This window comes from Paraburkholderia phymatum, assembly GCF_038900715.1.
Lineage (GTDB): Bacteria > Pseudomonadota > Gammaproteobacteria > Burkholderiales > Burkholderiaceae > Paraburkholderia > Paraburkholderia phymatum_A.
This window is the reverse complement of the sequence record NZ_JAYMRZ010000011.1, coordinates 133,018-156,500: the sequence shown is the minus strand read 5'-3', so window position 1 is coordinate 156,500 and position 23,483 is coordinate 133,018. Positions and strand designations below refer to the sequence as shown.

The following is a 23,483-nucleotide window of genomic DNA, read 5'->3' as shown; positions in this document are numbered from 1 at the left end:
GATATAAAGCCTTCGACAGAAGGCGTTCGATAAAAAGCGAAGGGCCTGTTGCGCACTAACGTACGCAACAGGCCCTTCGCGTGAATGTGCCGTTTGCACGCGGCACCGAAGCGGCGCCGCGTTGCTCGCACGCGCTCAGGTACGCGGCGAATTCTTCAGCGAGTCGCGGATCTCGCGGAGCAGCAGCACGTCTTCCGGCGTGGGCGGCGGTGCTTCGGGCGCGGCGGGCGCCGGGGCGCGTAGCTTGTTGATGAACTTGACCATCATGAAGATGATGAAGGCGAGAATCACGAAGTTGATCGCGACCGTGATGAACGAGCCATAGCCGAATGCAGCGACGCCCGCCGTTTGCAGATCCTTGTACGAATCGGGATTGCCCTTGAAATTGGGCGGTATGTGGCCGAGCAGAACGAATTTGTTCGAGAAGTCCAAGCCGCCCGTCGCAACGCCGACGACAGGCATGATCAGGTCTTTCACGACGGAATTGACGATCGTCGAGAACGCTCCGCCGATGATCACACCGACCGCGAGGTCCATTACGTTGCCCTTGAGGGCAAATTCCTTGAATTCCGTGACTAGGCTCATCGGGCGGTTCTCCTTGAAGTCGATGGCGACATGATAGCCAACGTTCGGCGCAGCGTGAAATCATTTGGGATTAATCGCAATGCGCCACGGCACGACGCAGGAAGCGATTGTCGTGCCCGTGCAGAATGAATCACGCTGATGGCCGATGTCCTTGCATTCGATGGCCTATGGCAAGCCGCGTGACATTTCGATTCGACAAGAGCACGGGCAACGGGACGCGAAGAATCGGGCTCAGAAATCAGGCCCAAGGAATGCGCATTGAAGCGCTAACGAAAGAAAGCGCGCAGCAGGAACGCGCGATCGCAGCGCGCGCAACGAGGCGGCTATTTCGGCAGGCTCGTCAAACTTCCGCGGCTCGCGCCTGTTCGATATGCGCGGCGAACGTCACGGGATCGGTATTCGTCCCACATAGCAGCACGCCCACGCGCTTGCCTTGCAGTTGCTCGCGCAACGGGCCGAGCAGGGCGGCTGTCGCGGCCGCGCATGCGGGCTCGACGGCCAGCTTCAGTTGCATGAAGAGGGTGAGCATCGCGGCACGCAGCGCGTCGTCGGTGACGGTGACGAGACGGTCGACATGCCGGCGGCACAACTCGTAGCTGTACTGTTCGGTATGCGGCGCCATCAGCGAATCGGCGATCGAATGCATGTGGCTCATGTGTACCGTGTGATTCGCTGCGAAGCTGCGGTTCATCACGTCGGCGCCTTCCGGTTCGACGCCGTACACGTGCACGCGCGGATTGGCGAGCCGCAGCGCCGTCGAGATGCCCGCCGCGAGCCCGCCGCCGCCGATGGGCACGATCACCGCGTCGAGGTCCGGCGTTTGCGTCGCCCATTCGTAGCCGAGCGTCGCAGTGCCGAGCACCGTGCGATAGCCGTTGAACGGATGCACGAAGTAGCGGCCTTCCTCGGCCTCGATGCGCCGCACGATCTCGAACGCTTCCGTCACGTTCTCTGCGACGACGACTTCCGCGCGATATTTGCGGCACAGCGCGATGCGCGCAGGGTTGGCCGCGTGCATCACGACGACCTTCGCGCTGATGCCCATGCGCATCGCCGCATACGCGACGGCCACGGCATGATTGCCGCCCGACACGCAGGTGACGCCCGCGCTGCGCTGCGCCGGGTCGAGCGCGAGCAGATTCGTGAACGCGCCGCGCGCCTTGAAGCTGCCGCCCGCTTGCAGCAGTTCGAACTTGAAGTTCAGCAGCGTGCCTTCGAGCGTCGGAAAATCCATCCGGTCGAACACGGGCGTTCGCACGACCCACGGTGTCAACGCGAAATGCTGCGAGGCGATGTCGTCGAGCGTCGGTATCGGCTCGCCGTCGATCGTGCGGTCGGAGTGCTGCGTGGCAGTGGACATGGCGTGCGTTACTCGTCTGTGGGGGAGGTCCGCGTTCGATGTCTTGTCGTCGGTTGTCGTCGCTTGTTGTTATGTGCTGCTTGCGTCAATGCGCGTGCGCGTGCGCGTCGACCGACATGCTATGGATGAACTTGCCCAGAAAGCGTTCGCACTGCGCGAGCTGGTCGAGCGTGACGAACTCGTTGGCCTTGTGCGCCTGCTGGATGTCGCCCGGTCCGCACACGATGCTCGGAATGCCCGCCCGCGAAAACAGGCCTGCTTCCGTGCCGTAGGCGACCTTGCGCTTGTCCTGATCGGCCGTGAGCGCGCGCACGAGTTGCGTGATGGCTGCCTGCTCCGTGGCGTCGAGACCGGGCGCCGCGGCGATCTTCGTGAACTCGATCGCGGCCGCTTCGTGCTCGCGCTTCATTTTCGGCAGCAGCGTCTCGCGCGCGTACTGGTCGATGCGCGCGAAGATCGGGTCGGGGTCGAGCGTCGGCAGATTGCGGAACTCGAATTCGAAGCTGCATTCGGCGGGCACCGTGTTGATCGCATTGCCGCCTTTGATCGTGCTGGTCTGCGCCGTCGTGAACGGCACGTCGTAGAGTTCGTCGAACGGGCCTTGCTCGCGGAACTGATCGGCCATGTCGCGGATGAAGCAGATGAGCCGCGCCGCGTATTCGATCGCGTTCAAGCCCTTCGGCGTGAGCGACGAGTGCGCCGCCTGGCCGCGCACGCAGCACTGATACGCGTTGATGCCCTTGTGCGCGATGATGGGCCGCATGCTGGTCGGCTCACCGACGATGCAGCCGTCCGGCTTGACGCCGCGCTTCATCAGGTCGGCGATCATCAACGGCGCGCCCACGCAGCCCACTTCTTCGTCGAACGAGAAGGCGAGATGGATCGGCTTCGCGAGCTTTGTCTGCTGCATTTGCGGGACCAGCGTCAGCACCGCGCCAATAAAACCCTTCATATCGCAGGTGCCGCGCCCGTAGAGCTTGTCGCCGCGCACCTCGGGCCGGAACGGATCGCTGTCCCATTGCTGGCCGTCGACGGGCACCACGTCCGTATGACCCGACAGCACGATTCCGCCATTCGTCTCGCCGTCGTGCGCCGGAATCGTCGCGAAGAGATTCGCCCATTTGCCGCTTTCGTCGTGCGTGAGCGTCGCGTCGATGCCGCGCTCGCGAAGCGAGTCGCGCACGGTTTCGATCAGGCCGAGATTCGGATTGCGGCTGACCGTGTCCATCGACACGAGGCGTTCAACCCAGGGAAGCGAAGCAGGAGACGAAGCGTTGGAGGCAACAGCGGAAGAGGAAGACGTTTGTGCGGACAGCGCTTTATCAGCGACCTGTGACATGACCTTGGCTCCAGCTTGTGTGTCATTCGATGATACCCAAAAAGCACTTAATAATCCAAAGCTCGATGCGCCAGGTGCTTGCGGGGCTTGGCTTTGCGCGATGCAGCAATCGTTCGACGGGTGATGGAAGCGCTTCCGCCGGCGCCTTGGGCTTCGATCGGTTTCGACGTCTTTCGGTGCGTCGACGGTCAGGCCAGCAGTGCGAGCAACGCGCGTTCGTAGACGCGATAGACGGGTGCGATGCTCGAAAGTTCGATGCGTTCGTCGGCCGCGTGAATGCCCTCGCAGCGCACGCCGAACCCGCACAACGCGGGCACGCGCAGCGACGCCAGATAGTTGCCGATGTTCGACGGCCCCGCGACAACGCACGGCAATTCCGTGCCGAACTCGTCTCGTGCCACGCGATATAGCGCCATGACGATCGGATGCGATGCGTCCACGCGATACGCGGGCCAGCCCGCGATCCATTCGATCGTCGTCGCAAGCGATGGGTCGTAGCCCGCATCGTGAGCGCGGACGATCCCCGCAATACAGCATTGCGCTTCGCGTTGATCGAAGCGCGGCGTGAGCCGGCAATCGATGGTCAGCTCGCAGCGGTCCGGCACGCTCGTGAACGTGCCGTCGCCTGCGCGGATGCCTGTCACGGTGAGTTGCGCGGGTCGCTCGAAAGCGTGATCGTTGGGCAGCTTCGCGTCGTTGAACGCGGCGGCGAGACGGGCGCCGCGTATCGCCGCGTTGAGGCCGCGCGCGCTGCTGCCGCCCGAATGCGCAGCGATGCCGCGCACGACGAGCCGTGCCCGGATGAAGCCGCGCGCGCCCACGACGATGCGATCGATGCCCGGATAGCCGATGAATACGCCGTCGGGGCGGGGCGCGTCGGCGGCATCGAAGAAGGCGCGCGCGCCGCCGAAACGGCCCGTGTGCTCGTCGAGGTCGAAGAGCACGCCGAGCGTGCCGGCGAATTCATCGGTGCGCCGCGCGAGCGCGGCGGCCAGATGCGCGTAGATCGCGACCGCGGCCTTGCTGTCCGCGCTGCCGCGGCCGTGCAGCCAGCCGTTCGCGATCCGCGCGCTGAGGGGCGGGTACGTCCACGCGGATTCGTCGCCGAAGCTCGCGGTGTCGAGCGTCGCGTTCAGCAGATAGTACGGACGTCGCTCTGCGTTCGCCGTGCCTCGTATCTCCGCGTAAAGACCGAGCGGTTCGCCGTCATCGCCTGTGAGCCGGCGCGTGGCGACCTGATGCGTGCTGCACCACGCTTCGATGCAGCCGAGCACAGCCGCGCACGCATCGATACCGCCGCGGCTCGGAATGCGCACGAGCGCCGTCAGCAGATCGACGATCGATGCCGTGTCGCTCGCGACTGTCATGCGATGCGTCCGCTCAGGACACGACGCGCTGATCCGCCGCGCCCTTCGCCGGCGCGCCGAGTGCGCGCAGCGTTTCCTTGACCGTCGAGACGCGCACCGAGAAGTCCGGGCTGCGCGTCTCGATGCGCAGCTTGTCCTGGCCCGCGAGCTTGATGTGCTTGTGCTTCTGAACCATCTCGATGATCCGCATCGCGTCGATGGGCGGATTCGGAACGAACTGCAAGCCGATCACCGCTTCGCCCGCATCGATCTTCGAAATGCCGAGCGGCTTCGCGGCGAGACGCAGACGGTGCGTTTCGACGAGCGCATGCGCTTGCGGCGGCATCTTGCCGAAGCGGTCGATCAGCTCTTCCTGAATGCCGTCGATCGAATCGCTGTGTTCGCAGTTCGCGAGGCGCTTGTATAGCGACAGGCGCTCCTGCACGTCGCCGCAATAGTCGGCGGGCAGGATCGCGGGCGTGTGCAGATTGATTTCCGTCGTCGCGGCCAAAGGCGACGTGAGGTCCGGCTCCTTGCCGTTCTTCAGCGCCTTGACGGCGTCGTTCAGCATGTCGGTGTAGAGCTGGAAGCCGATCTCGTGAATCTCGCCCGACTGCTTGTCGCCGAGCACTTCGCCCGTGCCGCGAATCTCGAGATCGTGCATCGCGAGGTAGAAGCCCGCGCCCAGTTCTTCCATTTGCTGGATCGCTTCGAGCCGCCGTTGCGCCTGCTTCGTCAAACCCTGCGGATCATGCACGAGCAAATACGAATACGCCTGGTGATGCGAACGGCCGACGCGTCCGCGCAACTGGTGCAGCTGCGCGAGACCGAACTTGTCCGAACGATGGATCAGGATCGTGTTCGCAGTCGGCACGTCGATGCCCGTTTCGATGATCGTCGTGCACAGCAGCACGTTCGCGCGCTGCGCAACGAAATCGCGCATCACGCGTTCGAGCTCGCGCTCGTGCATCTGGCCGTGAGCGACGGCAATGCGCGCTTCGGGCACGAGCGCTTCGAGCATCTGGCGGCGGTTCTCGATGGTTTCGACTTCGTTGTGAAGGAAGTACACCTGGCCGCCGCGCTTCAGTTCGCGCAGCATCGCTTCGCGGATCACGCCGTCTTCTTCGCGGCGCACGAAGGTCTTGATCGCGAGGCGCTTCTGCGGCGCCGTCGCGATCACCGAGAAGTCGCGCAGTCCTTCGAGCGCCATGCCGAGCGTGCGCGGGATCGGCGTCGCGGTGAGCGTCAGCACGTCGACTTCGGCGCGCAGCGCCTTCAGCGCTTCCTTCTGGCGCACGCCGAAGCGGTGCTCTTCGTCGATGATCACGAGCCCGAGCCGCTTGAACTGCACATCCGACGACAACAGCTTGTGCGTGCCGATCACGATGTCGACGCTGCCTTCGTTGATCTGCTGAATAGCGGTGCTGACTTCCTTGCCCGTCTTGAAGCGCGACAGCTCGGCGATGCGCACGGGCCAGTCGGAGAAGCGGTCGGTGAACGTCTGCGTGTGCTGCTCGGCGAGCAGCGTGGTGGGCGAGAGCAGCGCGACCTGCTTGCCGCCCATCACCGCGATGAAGGCCGCGCGCAACGCGACTTCCGTCTTGCCGAAGCCGACGTCGCCGCACACGAGGCGGTCCATCGGCTTGCCGCTCGTCATGTCGCCGATCACGGCGGCGATCGCGGCCGCCTGGTCGGGCGTTTCCTCGAAGCCGAAGCTCTCCGCGAACTTCACATAGTCGCGCGGATCGAGCTTGAACGCGTGGCCTTCGCGCGCCGCGCGGCGGGCGTACAGGTTCAGCAGCTCGGCGGCCGTGTCGCGGATCTGCTGCGCGGCCTTGCGCTTCGCCTTCTCCCACTGGCCCGAGCCGAGCGCGTGCAGCGGAGCGCTTTCCGGGTCGGCGCCGCTGTAGCGCGAGATCACGTGCAGCTGCGCGACGGGCACGTAGAGCTTGCTGTCGCCCTGGTATTCGAGGTGCAGGAACTCGGTTTCGCCTTCGCCGAGATCCATCGTCACGAGGCCCATGTAGCGGCCGATGCCGTGCTGCGAGTGCACGACCGGGTCGCCGACCTTCAGCTCGGACAGGTCGCGCACCATCGAATCGACGTTGCTCGCCTGCTCCTGGCGGCGGCGTCCCGCGCGGCGCGCGAGCGGCCCGTAGAGCTCCGTTTCGGTGATGATCGCCGCGCCTTCGCCGGGAATCGCGAAGCCGTTCGCGAGCGGCGCGACGCCGAGCGTGAAGCGCGCGTCGGCGGTCAGCCAGTCTTCGAAGCTGTCGGCGGAAGCGGGGCGCAGTTCGTTTTCCGCGAGCAGTTGCGCGATCGTCTCGCGGCGGCCCGCCGATTCGGCCGCGAACAGCACGCGGTTCGGCGTCGTGTCGAGATACGCGCGCAGCGCCGACACGGGGTCTTCGGCGTGACGGTCGATGGCCAGATTGGGCAGCGGCACGGCCCAGCCGCCGCCCGCGTTGCCGGGCAGCGCGAGGCGCGCGAAAGGCTTCGCGAACGCGAAGAAATCTTCATCCGACAGGAATAGCCGCTGCGGTTCGAGAATCGGCCGGTCGCGGTCATGCGACAGGAAGCTGTAGCGTTGCTTCGTATCGGCGGTGAAGCGCCGTATCGCGGCGTCGAGGTCGCCGACGAACGCGAGCTGCGCGCCTTCGGGCAAGTAGTGAAAGAGCGTCGCCGTCTCTTCGAAGAACAGTGGCAGGTAGTATTCGATGCCCGCCGACGGCACGCCGTTGCCGATGTCCTTGTAGATCGACGCGCGGCTCGGATCGCCTTCGAACACTTCGCGCCAGCGGCTGCGAAATGCGGTGCGCGCGGCTTCGTCGAACGGAAACTCGCGGCCGGGCAACAGGCGCACGTCCTTCACGGGATAGAGGCTGCGCTGGGAGTCGGGATCGAACGCGCGGATCGAGTCGACCTGATCGTCGAACAGGTCGATCCGGTACGGCAGCGGCGAGCCCATCGGGAACAGGTCGATCAGCGAGCCGCGCACGCAGTATTCGCCTGGCCGCACGACCTGGCTCACGTGCTCGTAGCCGGCGAGCGTCAGTTGCGCCTTGAGCTTCGCCTCGTCGAGCCGCTCGCCCTGCGAGAACGAAAACGTGTACGCGGCCATGAACGACGCGGGCGGCATCCGGTAGAGCGCGGTCGTCGCGGGGACGAGCAGGATGTCGCAACGGCCTTCGCCGAGATCGTGCAGCGTCGCGAGGCGCTCAGACACCAGATCCTGGTGCGGCGAGAACGAGTCGTAAGGCAGCGTTTCCCAGTCGGGCAGCAGACGGACGCGCGCATTCGGCGCAAAGAACGCGAGTTCCTGCGACAGCCGTTGTGCATCCACGGCGCTCGCGCAGACGACGGCGAGCAGCGGCATCTGCTGCCGATAGGCGAGGTGATAGCGGGCGATCAGCAGCGCATCGGACGAGCCGTGCGTGCCGTCGAAAACGAAACGCTGGCCGGCCTTGACCAGCGCGACGGGCGGTTCAGCGGAGGACTGCGTGGATGCGGCGATGTCGGGCATAAAAGGAAAACGGCCTTTGGGGTGACGCGAAGGGTGACGCGAATGAGCAACCTGTCGATTACCAGCGTGAGACCATCGGCTCGCGACGCGCCCGGCCAATGGATTGCGCCAGCGGACGCCTCGAAGGCGTGTCGCCGGCGGAACACGAGCGGCAAGTTTACGCGTGTCAGGGCATGCGTGCCGAGGACCTATTATAAAATCCGTCCTTCACTTTGACCTGCACCGCGTCCTTTCCGTGACTTCCCGCCTGTTTGCCCTGATTCCGTGCGCCGGCACCGGCAGCCGCTCCGGCGCGCCGATGCCCAAGCAATATCGAACCGTCGCGGGCCGCGACATGCTGTATTACTCGCTTGCCGCGTTCGACGCATGCAGCGAGTTCGCGCAGACGCTCGTCGTCCTCGCGCCCGACGACCAGCATTTCGACGCGCGCCGCTTCGGCGGGCTGCGCTTTGCCGTGCAGCGCTGCGGCGGGGCTTCGCGGCAGGCGTCCGTGCTCAACGGGCTGCATGCGCTCGCACAGTTCGGCGCGCGCGACGACGACTGGGTGCTGGTGCACGACGCCGCGCGTCCCGGCATCACGCCCGCGCTGATCCGTGCGCTCGTGAGCGTGCTGAAGGACGACGCCGTGGGCGGCATCATGGCGCTGCCCGTCGCGGATACGCTCAAGCGCGTCGCGCGCGGCACCGACAATCGCATCGATCGCACGGAGCCGCGCGACGGCCTGTGGCAGGCGCAGACGCCGCAGATGTTCCGCATCGGCATGCTGCGCGAGGCGATCCTCCGCGCGCAAAGCGACGGCCACGATCTCACCGACGAAGCGAGCGCAATCGAATGGTCCGGCCATGCGCCGAAACTGGTGCAGGGCAGCTTGCGCAATTTCAAGGTCACATATCCGGAAGACTTCGATCTGGCCGAGGCGATTCTTGGTCGCGGCACCGCGGGCTGAGCGGCGCGTACCGTCGCACAATTGGAGCTTCATCGCAGTAACGCTTTCACGACATCACGGAACCCCACGCATATGGATTTGAGAATCGGACAAGGCTATGACGTTCACGCACTGGTGCCGGGGCGGCCGCTCATCATCGGCGGAGTGACGATTCCGTACGAGCGCGGGCTGCTCGGCCACTCGGACGCGGACGTGCTGCTGCATGCGATCACCGATGCGCTCTTCGGCGCTGCCGCGCTCGGCGATATCGGCCGTCACTTTCCCGATACCGCGACCGAGTTCAAAGGCGCGAACAGCCGCGTGCTGCTGCGCGAGTGTGCGGCGCGCATCGCGAAGGCGGGCTTCGCGATCCAGAACGTCGACAGCACGGTGATCGCGCAGGCGCCGAAGCTCGCGCCGCATATCGACGGGATGCGCGCGAATATCGCGGAAGACCTGAGCCTGCCCATCGAGCGTGTCAACGTGAAGGCGAAGACGAACGAGAAGCTCGGCTATCTCGGGCGAGGCGAGGGGATCGAAGCGCAAGCCGCTGTGCTGCTGCTGCGCGGCTGAGCCTGGGCTCGTCGCGCGCACGTCGAAGAGCCGTGCGCATCCGCATGTAGAAGCCACACGTCGAAACGCAAAACGCCATGCATCGCGTGGCGTTTTTTTCTTGCGCAAGCGCCTACGGCTCGTTCGCCCTTACCTGCCTTCGGCGACGATCACTTGCGCAGCCGCGTTGATCACCGACGCAATACGGCCGACGTCGCGCAGTTGCGTCGAGCTCATGCCTTCGTTGATCAGCGTATCGAAGTGCGACTTCACGCAGAAATGGCACTTGCCGATGATCGACGCGGCGAGCGCGTACATCTCGAAGCGCCGCTTGTCGACGCCGCCGTGCGACGCGTAAGCGTTCATTCGCAAGCCGGCCGGCTGCGATTTCAGATCGGCGTTGCCCGTCATCTCGACATACGGATACCAGGCGTTGTTCATGCCCATCAACGCGGCAGCCGTCAGTGCGCCGTTGACTTCTTCCGGCGACAGCACGCCTGCTTCGCGGATCGCGGCGATGATCTTCGGGCTCTTCGCAGCGAACGCGGCGGCCAGCGCGACGCCGACAGCGTCGTTGCCTTCCAGCGACGAGCGCGCAATCGTGCCATCGAGATTCAGGCGAATGTCTTTAGCGTAGTCGGGAATGTGTTCCTTAATCGCTGCGATGAATTCCATTGATATCTCCTATCATTTTGCCGATAAAAAAGCCCGCTGGCCTTTTCAAGCGTAGCGGGCTTTCGACTGCTCGTCCTTACAGCGTTGCGCCGCCGACGACGCGGTTGCACGGGCACAGCTCGTCCGTTTGCAGACCGTCCAGAATACGCAGGACTTCTTCCGGATTACGGCCGACGTTCAGGTTGTTCACCGAAACGTGCTGGATCGTGTTGTCCGGATCGACGATGAACGTCGCGCGCAGTGCAACGCCTGCTTCCTTGTCGCGCACGCCGAGCTGATCGATCAGTTCGCCCTTCACGTCGCCGAACGCGTAGTGGTTCAGCTTGTTCAGGTCCTTGTGCTCGCGGCGCCATGCGAGCTTGACGAATTCGTTGTCCACGCTGCCGCCCAGCAGAACGGCGTCGCGCTCTGCGAAGTCCTTCTGCAGCTTGCCGAACTCGACGATTTCCGTCGGGCAAACGAACGTGAAGTCCTTCGGGTAGAAATAGATGATCTTCCACTTGCCCGGGAACGACGATTCGGTGATTTCTTCGAACGCCGACACGCCGTTTTCTTCGTGGTTATTGAAACCCGGCTTTGCAGCGGTGACGGTGAAAGCTTCGAGTTTATCGCCGACAGTTTTCATGCGCTTGCTCCTTGTGAATTGGCAAATGAGATTCGAAGACAACCTGCTCAAACTACCTGCTGGCTGTAACGAACGCGTTACACAGTCTAAACTATAACTCTATTGAGCAATGGAATCAATAGTTTTTATCTAACGATTCGGATAGATTTTCTCGAAGACGCTGATAGCCCATATTGGAACGAGCGTTTTGCACCGGTTTCGGGAAGAGGTTTTGCCCGAAAAAGCGGCAGCGGGAAACGGCGTTCAAGCCCCGTCCGACTGCCGCCTTCCGGAGACGGGCTGGAAGTGCGTCAGACGCTCTTGGCGAGCGGAAACTCGATCGTCACTTCGAGGCCGGGCAGCGGGGTGCGGTTGCGCAGCCGCAATGCGCCGCGATACCGGCCCACGAGGCGCTGCACGATCGCCATGCCGAGACCCGTGCCGTTGGCCTGCGTTCGCGCCGAATTGACGCGGTAGAAGGGCCGTGTGACGAGCGCGAGCTGGTCCTCGGGAATGCCCGGACCTTCGTCGACAACCGACAGTTCGACCCGCGAATGCGAGACCCGCGTCTCGAGAATCACCCGCGGAATGCCGTCATCCTCGGAAAGGCCGTATTTGCGCGCGTTCTCGATCAGATTGCCCACGACTCGCCGGATGTCCGTCTCGTCCGCCTCGATCACAGCAGAAGGAGCAAGACGAGTGACCAGTCGCATGCCGTCTTCGCTCGACATGCGCGCGGCCAGTTCTCCCGCGATCACGGAAAGATCGACGGGTTCCGGATTTCTCTGCACCGGGCGCGCGTAATCGAGGAAGCGTCCGATGATCATGTCCATCTGCTCGATGTCGTCGATCATCGCGTCCTTGGTCGCCTGGTCCGAAGGACTCATTTCGGTTTCCAGACGCAGACGCGCAAGCGGCGTGCGCAGGTCGTGCGAAATGCCGGCGAGCATCAGCGCGCGGTCGGCTTCGAGCTGCTCAAGGTCCTGCACCATCTGGTTGAAGCTTCGGTTCGTTTCCGCAGCGACGCCCATGCCGCGCTCAGGCAGCTTCTCGGGCGCCTGGCCCGAGCCGACTTTGCGCGCAGCTAGCGCCAGCCGCGCGAACGGCCTGTTCACCAGACTCGTGATGAACGCCGCGCCGAACAGCGATAGCGCGAGCGCAAAGATACCCCAGCCGGCCCATTGCAGGCCCGTCACGTTATCCAGCTGATCGCGGTCGAGCGCGACCCAGTAATCGTCGTCGTCGATCTTGAAGCTGATCCACACGCCGGGAATGTCGTTGACGGACTGCGCGATGATCGTGTCGTCGCCGAGCCGCCCGCGTATGTCATGCTCGATCAGCCGATTGAGCGATTCGTCGGGCTGCAGCTTGTACTTGTCCGTGGTTTCGCGCGGATACACGCGCACGCCCTCATTGCTTTCCAGGTCTTGCAGCAGCGCGCGCCGCAGATCGGGATCGGAATAGAGGAGCGCGGTGCGCGTGAGCTTCACGATCGCGACGAGCTGCAGCGCGACGCGCTGTGCGCGCGGCTCGCGCTCGATCACGCGAAAGCTCTGGAACCATGCGGCGAGACTGACCGCGATCAGCAGCGCGATCAGCAGGAACGTACGCCAGAAAAGGCCGCCGAACGCGAGCGTCAGGAGGCGCCGGTCGATCCGCATGCGACCTTCTTGTCGACGAGGAGGAGGAACTGCAACGGCAGGCTTAGGCTGCGCCGTCGGGGATGAAGACATAGCCCAGACCCCAGACTGTCTGGATGAAACGCGGGCTGCCCGGATCGGGCTCGATCAGCTTGCGCAGACGCGAAATCTGCACGTCGAGGCTGCGGTCGAACACTTCGTACTCGCGGCCGCGCGCAAGCTCCATCAGCTTTTCGCGCGACAGCGGCTGACGCGGATGGCGCGCGAACACCTTGAGCACCGAGAATTCGCCCGTGGTGAGCGGGATTTCCTGGCCGGCCTTGGTGAGCGTGCGTGTCGCGAGGTTCAGCGCGAACTCGCCGAACTCGAACACTTCGGACGTTTCGGACGGCGCGCCCGGCAACTCGGACGGCGACTGGCGGCGCAACACCGCGTGAATGCGCGCGACGAGTTCACGCGGATTGAACGGCTTCGGCAGATAGTCGTCGGCGCCCATTTCGAGGCCGACGATGCGATCGACATCTTCACCCTTGGCGGTGAGCATGATGATCGGCGTGCGATCGTTGCTGCCGCGCAGGCGGCGGCAGATCGACAGACCGTCTTCGCCCGGCAGCATCAGGTCCAGCACCAGCAGATCGAAACGTTCGCGCACCCACAGCTTGTTCATCGAGGGTGCGTTCTCAGCAACATAAACGTTAAAGCCCTGCTCACCGAGATAACGGCGCAGCAGGTCACGCAGACGCGGATCGTCGTCGACGACGAGGATTTTCGAAGGGTTTTTGGTTTCCATGGTCGGCATCTTAGCGCGATTAGAATAGGGAGCGAGTTTGCACCAATTATCACGTAACAGTCAGTTACAAAATTTACCGGGCCCGTGGCACGACGTAAAGCCTTGGCGCTTACACTCCTTTACTGTTTGCGCCAGTTCGGTAGATACTTCACTCGAATAAGGCTCTTGCGCCCGGTTTTCAAGCCGGAGTCATTACACGTATCTGAGGTTGCCGGTTGCCGCGCCACGAAGGGAACAAGATGAAGGGAGGGGTCTGGCCGAACATGCGCCTGAGCGTGATCGCAGTGGCAGTTGCGATCGTGTTCGTGAGCGCGGCGAGTCCCGTCTCCGCCCATGCCGAATCTTCGACGGAACGTACAACCGAGTCGCGCCCAGTCCAGCGTCCGCACATGCGCACCGTGCGTCAATCGCGTAATCCCAACGCCGATCGTCCCGCATCCGACGCCATCGTCCGCGCCACCGCCGTGCCGCCCGATCTCGATCAACGGCGGCGCGACGGGCATATGACGCCGGAAGAAAGGCGTCTGCTGCGGCAGCACATCGAAGACGCCGTCCGCGAACTGTACAAGCGCTGACAGGTTTTTGCCTTGCACGGGCTGCGCGGCGGTTGCCCCATTGGCGAAGCACACGCGATACCTCTCGTGAGGTGTGGATGAAACGACGCGAGTTTCTTTCGATGGCGGCTGCAACGGGCGCCGCGCTGTCGATGCCCCGCGCGTTCAGTGCGCCAGTCCCCACGAGCGGCGTAGTGCCGCAACCGCATGCATGCGCAACGGCCGCGGGCCGTCGCGGCAAGCTGCTCATCCTGATCGAACTGAAGGGCGGAAACGACGGATTGAATACCGTCGTGCCGTTTGCCGATTCCGCTTACTACACGCTGCGCCGACACATCGCCATCCCGCGCGATCGGGTGATCGCGCTCGACGAGCGCATGGCGCTGCATCCGTCGCTGCGTTCGCTGTTGCCGTTGTGGCGCAGCGGGCAACTGGCCGTCGTGCAAGGCGTCGGCTGCGCGCAGGCGAGTCCGTCGCATTTCCGGTCGACGGAAATCTGGGACACGGGCTCGCGTGCCGATGTGTATCGGCGCGAAGGCTGGCTGACTCGCGCATTCGCGCAGTGGCGGGTGCCGCAGGTTCGCGCTTCGGTTGCTACATTCGGCAGCGTCGAGGCGGGACCGTTTGCAGGTTTATCGTTTGCGCACGCGTCGCGCGGCGCATGGACGCACGTCTTGGACCCGGACGACGCGCCTTGTGCCAATCGAAGCAAGGTGAACCAGGCCGAAGATGATCGCGTGACGGGCGGTGCCTTCTATGCCCCGATCGCACAGCTATCGCGCCCAACGACATTTCTCGATTCGATTGATGCCGCGTTGCGCACATTGCGCACTGCGCTGGTCAGTACGAAGCCGGGTTCATACGGCGCGATCCGCGTGACGCTCGACGGTTTCGACACGCACGCCAACCAGCCCGAGCGCCACGCGGCTCTGCTCGAACAACTCGCGCAGGGCTGCGCGATGCTTCATGCGGAACTCGCGCGACGTGGCGATTGGAACGATACGCTGATCATCACGTACTCGGAGTTCGGCCGGTCCGCGCGCGAGAACATGGTTCGCGGCACCGAACACGGCGGCGCGGCCGCGCACTTCGTGATGGGCGGACGGGTAAGGGGAGGCCTGTACGGACAGCCCCCCGATCTCGCGCGACTCGACACGACAGGCCAACTGCCCGTCGAGATCGATTTCAGGCGGCTGTACGCAACCGTGCTCGGCCCGTTCTGGGCGCTGGACGCAAGAGAAGTCTTGCAGGACGACGTGAAACAGCTGCCGTTGCTGCGTGCCTGACACGCGTCGATGTCAATGCCTGCGTGCCGCTCGCCACGCGACCCACAGTTTGCGGATCGGCGTGAGCGCAATGCGTTGATGCAGGACGTGATAACCGTCGCGCTCGATTTCTTCGAGCAGCGCCAGCGCCAACGCCGCCAACGCGCGCAGCGTGCTCTGCGAATGGCGCTCGCCCACAGGCAGACCGTCGAGCGCCTTGCGAATCGCATCGCGGGCGCGCGTCGTCTGAAAGCGCATCAGTTCCGTGAACGCGTCCGTGTATTTGCGGTTGATCAGATCGGCAGCCGTCACGTTGTAGCGCTGCATTTCGTCGATGGGAATGTAGATGCGTCCGTGGCGCGCGTCGTTGCCGAGTTCCACGACGATCTGCGCGAGCATCAGCGCCTCGCCGAGCGGTGCGGCCCACGATGACGCCTGCGACGGATCGCGTGCCGTCGCGCGCGCAACCACCGACGCGAACGTGCCGCCGACGCCAGCCATATAGCGGCGCAGATTCGGGTAATCGAGGTAGCGGGCCTGGTCGAGATCCATCTCGAAGCCGGCGATCATCGCTTGCAGCGCCGGGTACTCGGCCTGCACGTCTGGCAGATGCGCGGCGAGCGCTTGCGACACAGGATGCGTCGGCTCACCGGCGGCGAGCGCGGCCGCTTCCTTTTGCCACCAGGCGAGTTTCGTGCGGCCTATGGTCGGGTCGGTGGTTTCCTTCACCGTTTCTTCGAACTCGCGACGCAGCGCAAACAGCGCCGTCAGCAGCGGTTGCCGCGCGACGGGCGCCTGACGTAGCGCGTAGTAAGTGCTCGAACCGGGAGGCGCTGCTTTTTGCAGGCAATATTCGTCGAAATTCACTGGATTCGCTTGGGGAATGCGGGCGCACACGGCTGTGCGCAAAAGACCGAAAATTGTAGCATCGACGGTATTCGACAGATGCAGACAAGCGCAGACCAATCGGTTAGAATCTCGCGCTTACGCTTTCGGGCGCGCGTTTTGAACGCAGACGTTCGCGGCTCGGCGAGTCGGTTTCGGCACGTTCAGAGTCCTCTGCGCGAATGACATTGCGGTGAAAAACGCAGCGTTCGGCCGCTGGCGAAATATCGGGCGCCGCAGGTTTGCGGCGGCACCCGGCTGCGAGGATGGCGAAATTGGTAGACGCACCAGGTTTAGGTCCTGACGCCCGCAAGGGTGTAGGGGTTCGAGTCCCCTTCCTCGCACCACTTGTTTTTAACGCAGCACCAGATAGAAAACCCCGCTCGTCGCTGACCAGCGGGGTTTTTTGTTTTTTGCATCGCGCGCTCTGCCATGCGCATTTCGCCGCAAGATTGCGCGCGAAGCTCATCGAGCACAACCACACTTCGCACTGAAAATCGACGCGCACAAAAAACCCCGCACGAGGGCGGGGCATCGGTCATCACACTGACGGTTCGCGGCTGCTTAGTGGCAGCGCTTCTCCCAGTGATGATGCACGTGCACCTTGTGGCACACGGGATGATGATGGTCATACGCGAATGCCGACGACATGCCGGCAAAACCAGCGGCTGCGGCGATCAGCGCCAGAACAACCTTCTTCATTTTTCGATCCTCGAAGTCAGAGAAAAAGCGAGCCGTCATCGTAGCAAGCCAGCATTACGATTTCCTTCAACGTCTGTGCTACGCAACGCGTTTCGCGCTGCATTTACAGGGCAATTCGTCGCAAGTGTTGGCATCCCGTTGCGGGTGCAACGAGATCCTCGTGTGCTGTGTTGATGCGATGTGCGTGATCCGCGATGAGGCCGATGCGCAGGAAAAGGCGATGGAAGTAGGCGGCAATATGCTCGATACGACACTGAGTATCTTGTGGTGCCGGCCAGATCATCATGCGCTCCGCAATATTTCACGCACGGCCCGATGCACATCGGTTGATGCACGCATATACGACTGCGACTGCGCGCCTCGCCGCTGCCCGTTTGCAAGCGCGCCTCGACAACAACAACTTCGATTCGGGCGCGGTCGCACGAGATGGCCGCGCGTCGACTTCGGATGCACTACGTACGGTTCGCGCCTGGTCGCGAATCCTGGCTGTGCCGGATCGACAACATCGATCCGCCCTGGCGTTTCAGAGTCGACCCAAGTTTCGCGCGTGCGCGAACGCAACGCCATCGGACACACATGCTGTCACGATGACTTGTGAATGAGTGTTTAAGGAATTACGAAACGGCGACGTCAACGGCGAAGCGAATGCGCCGTCGATCGACAGGCTCGAACCTTCGCAGTCTGACGGGAGTGCTTCGTCAGGCTGCTATTCGGCGTTTCGTGCGATTGCGCTTTCGATCACCTTGTCCAGCGCGTCGCTGAGCGCGATCTTTTGGCGATCGTCGAGGCAGTCGAACAGATCGCTGTTCCACTTGCGAGCGATGGGCATGATCTTGCGGTACAGGGCGCGGCCTTCCGTCGTCAACGAGACGAGCACGACACGGCCATCCTGCGCGCTCGCTTCGCGTTGTACGAGTCCTTGTCTGATCAACGCTTCGGCTGCGCGGCTTGCCTGACTTTTGTCGAGGTTCGCGTGGCGCGCGAGGTCCATGATCGAGAACGGCCCGAATGATCCGACCGAGGCAATCACGCGCGCTTCGGGCAGCGTCACTTCGAGCTTGGCCATATACCGTTCGCTGATGCCCCGCTCGGAAAGTTTATTCAGCACGTGCAGACGATACGTCAGAAACTGTTCGAGTCCGGCTTTATCGGAGGCCTTCATGGTCTTCCTGTTGTGAGTGGATGCAGTCCCGCGATGTGATTGTTGCTGCATCCGCTCGCGCGGTCAACGCGGGCCATACCTTAGTCGCGTCATCTGCTCGGCTTCGTTCGCGAGAAGGATGGCCGCGTCGCGGATCGCCGCGTCGAGCGTGATGGGACCGGGCGCCGGCGAGAAGCATCCGCTGAAGTGCTCGGCGAGTTTCGGCAACGCGGCGGGATCGACGGCACCCGATAGCAACGTGGCCGGCACGCCTGCCGCACGCGCATGGCGACAGGCGATGAAAGGCGCCTTGCCATGCAGCGTCTGCACGTCGGAGCGGCCTTCGCCCGTGATGAGCCAGTTGGCGCCTTCGAGCGCCGCATCGAGACCAATCTCGCGCGCAACCACTTCCGCGCCCGGCTCGAAGTCGGCGCCGAGCATATGCAGCGCGAAGCCGAGGCCGCCTGCCGCGCCCGCGCCAGGCTCGTTGCGCGCGACACGATTCATCGCAGGTTCGACGAGGTCGGCGAAGCGGGCGAGAGCGGCGTCGATGATCGCAACCTGCTCGGGCGTCACGCCCTTCTGCGGACCAAAGATTGCCGTAGCGCCATGGTCGCCCGTCAGCGGATTGTCGACGTCCGACATGCCGATGAAAATCGCTTCTCGCAGACGCGCATCGAGCCCCGATGCGTCGACGCGCGCCAGTTGCGCAAGCTGCTCGGGCGTCGGCTCCAGCTCATGTCCTTGCGCGTCGAACAGCTTGAGTCCAAGGCCGACGAGCAGGCCAGCGCCACCGTCGTTCGTGCTGCTGCCGCCTAGCGCGACGAAGAAGCGTCTCACACCCGCGTCGAGCAGCGAGCGGATCGCTTCGCCCATGCCGCGCGTGCTGCGCTTTTCGACGGCGACGTCCATGCCGACAGGGTCCGTAATGCCGACGATCTCCGCCGTTTCGATGATCGCGCTGCCATCGGCGAGGAGCCCCGTTGCGGCTTCACGCGACGGGCCTGCCGCGCCACGCACCGTGAGCATGCGGCGCTCGCCGCCGCGCGTGAGCATCGCGTCTAGCGTGCCTTCGCCGCCGTCCGCCATCGCGCAGACGCGGATGGTCGCATCGGCTCGCGCGCGCAGGATGCCCGTCGCGATGGACTGCGCGACCTGCTCGGCGGACAACGAACCTTTGAATGAGTCGGGTGCAATGACGACGATGGGCGCGGGCGGCGTATTCGGCATGGTGTCTCTGTTGAATTGGAATGGGAGCCATCGACGCGATCACGCGATGCGATGTGAAACGGCCGGAACGCCTCTGCGCGCGCAGCAGCGTGTCAGGTTGTGGTGAAGCTTATCAGCATGCGCTGCGCGACTGAATATACCGTAAGGTATAGGCAGAATTGACTTTGCCTCACAGATGCTGCGTGCGTCGGGAAGACACTACGGAAACGCCAAACCACACGCGGGGACCTGCGCGACAGGTCAGATGAGAGTACGGGAGCCGCTCGAAATCCGTGAAACAGCGAATCGCGGCTAGGCGCGCAAATAGTTTGCTAGAATATTTGGCTCTCTGACCCAAACTGTGCTGCCGGCGGCCTCGCAGCCCGCGGCGAGAGGCACGCGATCGATGTCACACGTGAGTGAGCGAAGCGACGCGGCGACCCTGCGCTAAAGCGAATGCAAAACGCAGTGTCGGGCGCAAGACGCAAAGCGGACATCGACAGGCGGCGCAGACAAGATAACTGATTCGCTCGAATAATTTTAGGACGATTGAAGCCATGGCTAACGTTGTTGAAAACCTCGGCAAGCTCGAACGCCGCGTGACGATTTCCCTGCCGAAGGACACCGTGCAGAAGGAAGTGGACGCGCGTATCCGTCAACTCGCGAAGAACGTGCGCATGCCGGGTTTCCGCCCGGGCAAGGTGCCGCTCAAGATGGTTACGCAGCAGTATGCGGGTCAGGTGGAAGCCGAAGTGCTGAGCGACAAGGTTGGCAAGGAGTTCTTCGACATCAGCCGCGCGGAAAACCTGCGCGTCGCTGGCCAGCCGAGCTTCAGCCCGAAGACGGATGCGGCCGAAGGCGCCTACGCATTCGACGCCACGTTCGAGGTTTACCCTGAAGTGAAGCTGGGTGACGTGGCGACGGCTGAAATCGAGCGCACGACGACCACGATCAGCGACGCGGAAATCGACCGCACGCTGGACATCTTGCGCAAGCAGCGCGTGCACTTCCACGCTCGCGGCGAAGCCGGCGAGCACGGCGACGGCGGCGCCGATACGGCAGCGAAGGACGGCGACCGTGTGACGGTCGACTTCGTCGGCAAGATCGACGGCGAAGCATTCCAGGGCGGCAGCGCGGACGACTTCGCGTTTGTCCTGGGTGAAGGCCGCATGCTGCCGGAATTCGAAAAGGCGGCGCTCGGCCTGAAGGTCGGCGAGTCGAAGGAGTTCGACCTGAGCTTCCCCGAGGACTATCACGGCAAGGAAGTCGCCGGCAAGACCGCGCAATTCACGATCACGATGAAGAAGATCGAATGGCCGCACCTGCCGGAAATCGACGGCGAGTTCGCCAAGTCGCTCGGCATCGAAGACGGCGATCTGACGAAGATGCGCAATGAAATCAAGGACAACCTGGAGCGTGAAGCGAAGCGCCGCACGCAGGCCGTCGTGAAGAACCAGGTGATGGACGCACTGCTGAAGATCTCCGAACTCGACGTGCCGAAGGCGCTGATCGAGCAGGACCAGCAGCGCCTCGTCGAAATGGCGCGCCAGGACCTGGCGCAGCGCGGCGTGCCGAACGCGAAGGACGCACCGATTCCCGCCGAGATGTTCGCCGAGCAGGCCGAGCGCCGCGTGAAGCTGGGCCTCGTGCTGGCCGAGCTGGTGAAGGCCAACGAGCTGCAGGCGAAGCCGGAGCAGATCCGCGCGGAAGTCGACGAATTCGCGAAAAGCTACGAAGACCCGAAGGAAGTCGTCCGCTGGTATTATTCGAACCAGCAACGCCTCGCCGAAATGGAAGCGTATGTCGTTGAATCCAACGTCGTCGATTTCGTGCTGAGCAAGGCGAAGGTGACGGACAAGGAAGTGAGCTTCGAGGAGCTGGCAAGCGCGACCGCGCAAGCTTAAGCATCGCCGAAACGGCGTGCCGGCTGTCCGAGCGACGGCCCGCACGCCGTTTTTACGTGGTGAGAAACCGTACCGATGGCAGATTCATGCTAAAAGAATGCCTGTCGGCGGTTTCTGCACTTGAAGAAGTGCGCGGACGCACCCAACTGTTCAGAACCGGCTACCAGAACATTTCCTGACAAGGATCCATTGCATGACCTTTCGCGCTCAAATGCTGGACACGTTGACCTCCCAATCGTCACGGGATCGGGATCTCGAAGCGCAAGCGCTCGGCCTCGTGCCGATCGTCGTCGAAACGAGCGGTCGCGGCGAACGTTCTTACGACATCTACTCGCGCCTGCTGAAGGAGCGCGTGGTTTTCCTGGTCGGCGAAGTGAACGATCAGACTGCGAACCTCGTGATCGCACAGTTGCTGTTCCTCGAAAGTGAAAATCCGGACAAGGACATCAGCTTCTACATCAACAGCCCGGGTGGCTCGGTGTCGGCGGGCATGGCGATCTACGACACGATGCAGTTCATCAAGCCGGACGTGTCGACGCTGTGCATGGGTCTCGCCGCCAGCATGGGCGCGTTCCTGCTCGCAGCGGGCGCGAAGGGCAAGCGTTTTGCGCTGCCGAATGCGCGCGTGATGATCCACCAGCCGTTGGGCGGCGCGCGCGGCCAGGCATCGGATATCGAAATTCAGGCACGCGAAATCCTGTACCTGAAGGAGCGTCTGAACCTGTTGCTGTCGCATCACACGGGGCAGCCTGTCGAGCGGATCCAGCGCGACACGGACCGCGACAACTTCATGTCTGGCGACGACGCGCAGGCGTACGGTCTCGTCGATCAGGTCCTGCATAAGCGTCCGTAACAATTCGCTGAAACATGACTGATCCGGAGCGCTTTTCCTTCAATTGGGGGAAGAGCGCCGGCGCAAAACCTTGTGAAATAATAAGACCCGTCTGAACGCCTGCGGCAAACGCCGTCACAGCTTTTGCGCATCCGTCCTACCCCGGACTGAACGGGGTGGGCAAACGGCGTATCATGTCATTCGAGTGTCCGGAGGCTCACACATCTATGGCGGACAAAAAAGGTTCTAACAGCGAAAAGCTGTTGTATTGCTCGTTCTGCGGTAAGAGTCAGCACGAAGTCAAAAAGCTGATTGCTGGCCCGTCGGTATTCATTTGCGATGAATGTATCGACCTTTGCAACGAGATCATTCGCGACGAAGCAGCGGGCGCGGGTCTGGAAACAGGTCTGTCCAAGTCCGATCTGCCGAGTCCCCAGGAAATCCGCGAAATCCTCGATCAATATGTGATCGGGCAGGAACGCGCGAAGAAAATTCTCGCGGTCGCGGTGTACAACCACTACAAGCGTCTCAAGCATCTCGACAAGAAGGACGATGTCGAGTTGTCGAAGAGCAACATCCTGCTGATCGGCCCCACGGGCTCCGGCAAGACGCTGCTCGCGCAGACGCTTGCGCGCCTTCTGAACGTCCCGTTCGTGATCGCCGATGCGACCACGCTGACGGAAGCCGGCTACGTCGGCGAAGACGTCGAAAACATCATTCAGAAGCTGCTGCAAAACTGCAACTACGAAGTCGACAAGGCGCAGCGCGGCATCGTGTATATCGACGAAATCGACAAGATCAGCCGCAAATCGGACAACCCGTCGATCACTCGCGACGTGTCGGGCGAAGGCGTTCAGCAGGCGCTGCTGAAGCTGGTCGAGGGCACGATGGCGTCGGTGCCGCCGCAAGGTGGCCGTAAGCATCCGAACCAGGATTTCATCCAGGTCGATACGACCAACATCCTGTTCATCTGCGGCGGCGCATTCGATGGTCTCGAAAAAGTCATCGTCGATCGCACGGAAAAAACGGGGATCGGTTTCGGCGCGAGCGTGAAGAGCAAGCAGGATCGCGACGCTGGCGAAGTGCTTCGCGAAGTCGAACCGGAAGATCTCATCAAATTCGGCCTGATTCCAGAACTGATCGGCCGTCTGCCCGTCGTGGCGACGCTTGGCAAGCTCGACGAAGCAGCACTGATGAAGATTCTGGTCGAACCGAAGAACGCGCTCGTGAAGCAGTATCACAAGCTGTTCAACATGGAGCGCGTCGAGCTGGAGATCCGTCCGGCCGCGTTGCAGGCGGTTGCGCGCAAGGCGATCCGCCGTAAGACGGGGGCACGTGGCTTGCGGTCGATTCTGGAACAGGCGTTGCTCGACGTCATGTACGAACTGCCGGCAATGAAGGGCGTCAGCAAAGTCATTATTGACGACAATGTCATTGATGGTGACGGAAAGCCGCTATTGATCTACGAAGACGCTCCGAAGGTGGCGGGCTCGAATTGATCGGCTTCCCGATTGTTGAAAAAAAGCCGTTCATGGCGCGTGAACGGCTTTTTTCGTTTATCGTGTCGTCAGGACGGAATGTTTTTCTGGAGTCACTGAACTTTTCCCACACGCGAAGGCTTGCAATCGTTTTATGCGGCCTCAACTACCGAA

Annotated in this window: 20 protein-coding genes and 1 tRNA gene; 8 read left to right on the top strand and 13 right to left on the bottom strand. The window is 62.9% G+C overall.

What is annotated here, in order from left to right:
- Positions 1–135 precede the first annotated feature (135 nt).
- The 5 genes from mscL to mfd all read right to left on the bottom strand — a co-directional run bounded on the left by mscL (position 136) and on the right by mfd (position 8,153).
- Positions 136–585: a large conductance mechanosensitive channel protein MscL gene (gene mscL, locus VSR68_RS21065; RefSeq protein ID WP_342941687.1), complete on the bottom strand. Its 450-nt coding sequence runs from the start codon at positions 583–585 to the stop codon at positions 136–138.
- A 340-nt stretch (positions 586–925) separates the two neighbouring features.
- Entirely contained in the window at positions 926–1,945 is a 1,020-nt protein-coding gene (locus tag VSR68_RS21060) for a threonine/serine dehydratase (protein ID WP_342941686.1), read from the bottom strand.
- An 85-nt stretch (positions 1,946–2,030) separates the two neighbouring features.
- Positions 2,031–3,284 carry an acetylornithine deacetylase gene (gene argE / locus VSR68_RS21055; protein WP_342941685.1) on the bottom strand — a complete coding sequence of 418 codons (1,254 nt, stop codon included), beginning with the start codon at positions 3,282–3,284 and terminating at the stop codon, positions 2,031–2,033.
- Between the two features lie 188 nt (positions 3,285–3,472).
- Entirely contained in the window at positions 3,473–4,651 is a 1,179-nt protein-coding gene (locus VSR68_RS21050; protein WP_342941684.1) for a M20 family metallopeptidase, read from the bottom strand.
- A gap of 13 nt (positions 4,652–4,664) precedes the next feature.
- Positions 4,665–8,153: a transcription-repair coupling factor gene (gene mfd, locus VSR68_RS21045; protein WP_342941683.1), complete on the bottom strand. Its 3,489-nt coding sequence runs from the start codon at positions 8,151–8,153 to the stop codon at positions 4,665–4,667.
- 235 nt (positions 8,154–8,388) lie between these two features.
- Here mfd and ispD point away from each other — a divergent pair, with 235 nt between their 5' ends.
- On the top strand, positions 8,389–9,099 hold the full coding sequence (gene ispD / locus VSR68_RS21040; RefSeq protein ID WP_342941682.1) for a 2-C-methyl-D-erythritol 4-phosphate cytidylyltransferase: 711 nt from the start codon (positions 8,389–8,391) through the stop codon (positions 9,097–9,099).
- A gap of 72 nt (positions 9,100–9,171) precedes the next feature.
- A complete protein-coding gene (ispF, locus tag VSR68_RS21035) occupies positions 9,172–9,651 on the top strand; it encodes a 2-C-methyl-D-erythritol 2,4-cyclodiphosphate synthase (RefSeq protein ID WP_152759905.1) in 480 nt (159 codons plus the stop codon).
- Positions 9,652–9,780: 129 nt separating this feature from the next.
- Here the strand turns inward: ispF and VSR68_RS21030 are convergent, their stop codons facing one another.
- From VSR68_RS21030 to ompR, 4 genes are all read right to left on the bottom strand, one after another.
- Positions 9,781–10,305, bottom strand: a complete 525-nt coding sequence (locus tag VSR68_RS21030) for a carboxymuconolactone decarboxylase family protein (protein ID WP_342941681.1) — start codon at positions 10,303–10,305, stop codon at positions 9,781–9,783.
- A gap of 76 nt (positions 10,306–10,381) precedes the next feature.
- Positions 10,382–10,930, bottom strand: a complete 549-nt coding sequence (locus VSR68_RS21025) for a peroxiredoxin (RefSeq protein ID WP_090862234.1) — start codon at positions 10,928–10,930, stop codon at positions 10,382–10,384.
- 290 nt (positions 10,931–11,220) lie between these two features.
- A complete protein-coding gene (locus VSR68_RS21020) occupies positions 11,221–12,570 on the bottom strand; it encodes an ATP-binding protein (protein ID WP_087735756.1) in 1,350 nt (449 codons plus the stop codon).
- 43 nt (positions 12,571–12,613) lie between these two features.
- A complete protein-coding gene (gene ompR, locus VSR68_RS21015) occupies positions 12,614–13,348 on the bottom strand; it encodes a two-component system response regulator OmpR (protein WP_007585880.1) in 735 nt (244 codons plus the stop codon).
- 230 nt (positions 13,349–13,578) lie between these two features.
- Between ompR and VSR68_RS21010 the strand changes: the two genes are divergently transcribed.
- Both VSR68_RS21010 and VSR68_RS21005 read left to right on the top strand, forming a co-directional pair.
- The gene (locus tag VSR68_RS21010) at positions 13,579–13,914 is read left to right on the top strand and encodes a hypothetical protein (protein WP_342941680.1); all 336 of its coding nucleotides are present in this window, start codon (positions 13,579–13,581) and stop codon (positions 13,912–13,914) included.
- Positions 13,915–13,991: 77 nt separating this feature from the next.
- Entirely contained in the window at positions 13,992–15,179 is a 1,188-nt protein-coding gene (locus VSR68_RS21005; RefSeq protein WP_342941679.1) for a DUF1501 domain-containing protein, read from the top strand.
- Between the two features lie 12 nt (positions 15,180–15,191).
- Here VSR68_RS21005 and VSR68_RS21000 read toward each other — a convergent pair whose 3' ends face one another.
- On the bottom strand, positions 15,192–16,025 hold the full coding sequence (locus VSR68_RS21000) for a squalene/phytoene synthase family protein (RefSeq protein ID WP_342941678.1): 834 nt from the start codon (positions 16,023–16,025) through the stop codon (positions 15,192–15,194).
- A 278-nt stretch (positions 16,026–16,303) separates the two neighbouring features.
- Between VSR68_RS21000 and VSR68_RS20995 the strand changes: the two genes are divergently transcribed.
- Positions 16,304–16,390 (top strand) — tRNA-Leu (locus VSR68_RS20995).
- Between the two features lie 217 nt (positions 16,391–16,607).
- On the opposite strand, the gene VSR68_RS20990 is transcribed toward VSR68_RS20995, so the two are convergent.
- The 3 genes from VSR68_RS20990 to VSR68_RS20980 all read right to left on the bottom strand — a co-directional run bounded on the left by VSR68_RS20990 (position 16,608) and on the right by VSR68_RS20980 (position 19,116).
- The gene (locus tag VSR68_RS20990; protein ID WP_342941677.1) at positions 16,608–16,745 is read right to left on the bottom strand and encodes a hypothetical protein; all 138 of its coding nucleotides are present in this window, start codon (positions 16,743–16,745) and stop codon (positions 16,608–16,610) included.
- A gap of 706 nt (positions 16,746–17,451) precedes the next feature.
- Positions 17,452–17,907: a MarR family transcriptional regulator gene (locus VSR68_RS20985; protein ID WP_342941676.1), complete on the bottom strand. Its 456-nt coding sequence runs from the start codon at positions 17,905–17,907 to the stop codon at positions 17,452–17,454.
- A gap of 63 nt (positions 17,908–17,970) precedes the next feature.
- Entirely contained in the window at positions 17,971–19,116 is a 1,146-nt protein-coding gene (locus tag VSR68_RS20980) for a glycerate kinase (protein ID WP_342941675.1), read from the bottom strand.
- 536 nt (positions 19,117–19,652) lie between these two features.
- Here VSR68_RS20980 and tig point away from each other — a divergent pair.
- The 3 genes from tig (at position 19,653) to clpX (ending at position 23,330) form a co-directional block, all read left to right on the top strand.
- Positions 19,653–20,999, top strand: coding sequence for a trigger factor (gene tig, locus VSR68_RS20975; RefSeq protein WP_342941674.1), 1,347 nt, complete (start codon positions 19,653–19,655; stop codon positions 20,997–20,999).
- A 193-nt stretch (positions 21,000–21,192) separates the two neighbouring features.
- The gene (gene clpP, locus VSR68_RS20970) at positions 21,193–21,852 is read left to right on the top strand and encodes an ATP-dependent Clp endopeptidase proteolytic subunit ClpP (protein ID WP_342941673.1); all 660 of its coding nucleotides are present in this window, start codon (positions 21,193–21,195) and stop codon (positions 21,850–21,852) included.
- 206 nt (positions 21,853–22,058) lie between these two features.
- The gene (clpX, locus tag VSR68_RS20965) at positions 22,059–23,330 is read left to right on the top strand and encodes an ATP-dependent Clp protease ATP-binding subunit ClpX (RefSeq protein WP_342934561.1); all 1,272 of its coding nucleotides are present in this window, start codon (positions 22,059–22,061) and stop codon (positions 23,328–23,330) included.
- Positions 23,331–23,483 lie beyond the last annotated feature (153 nt).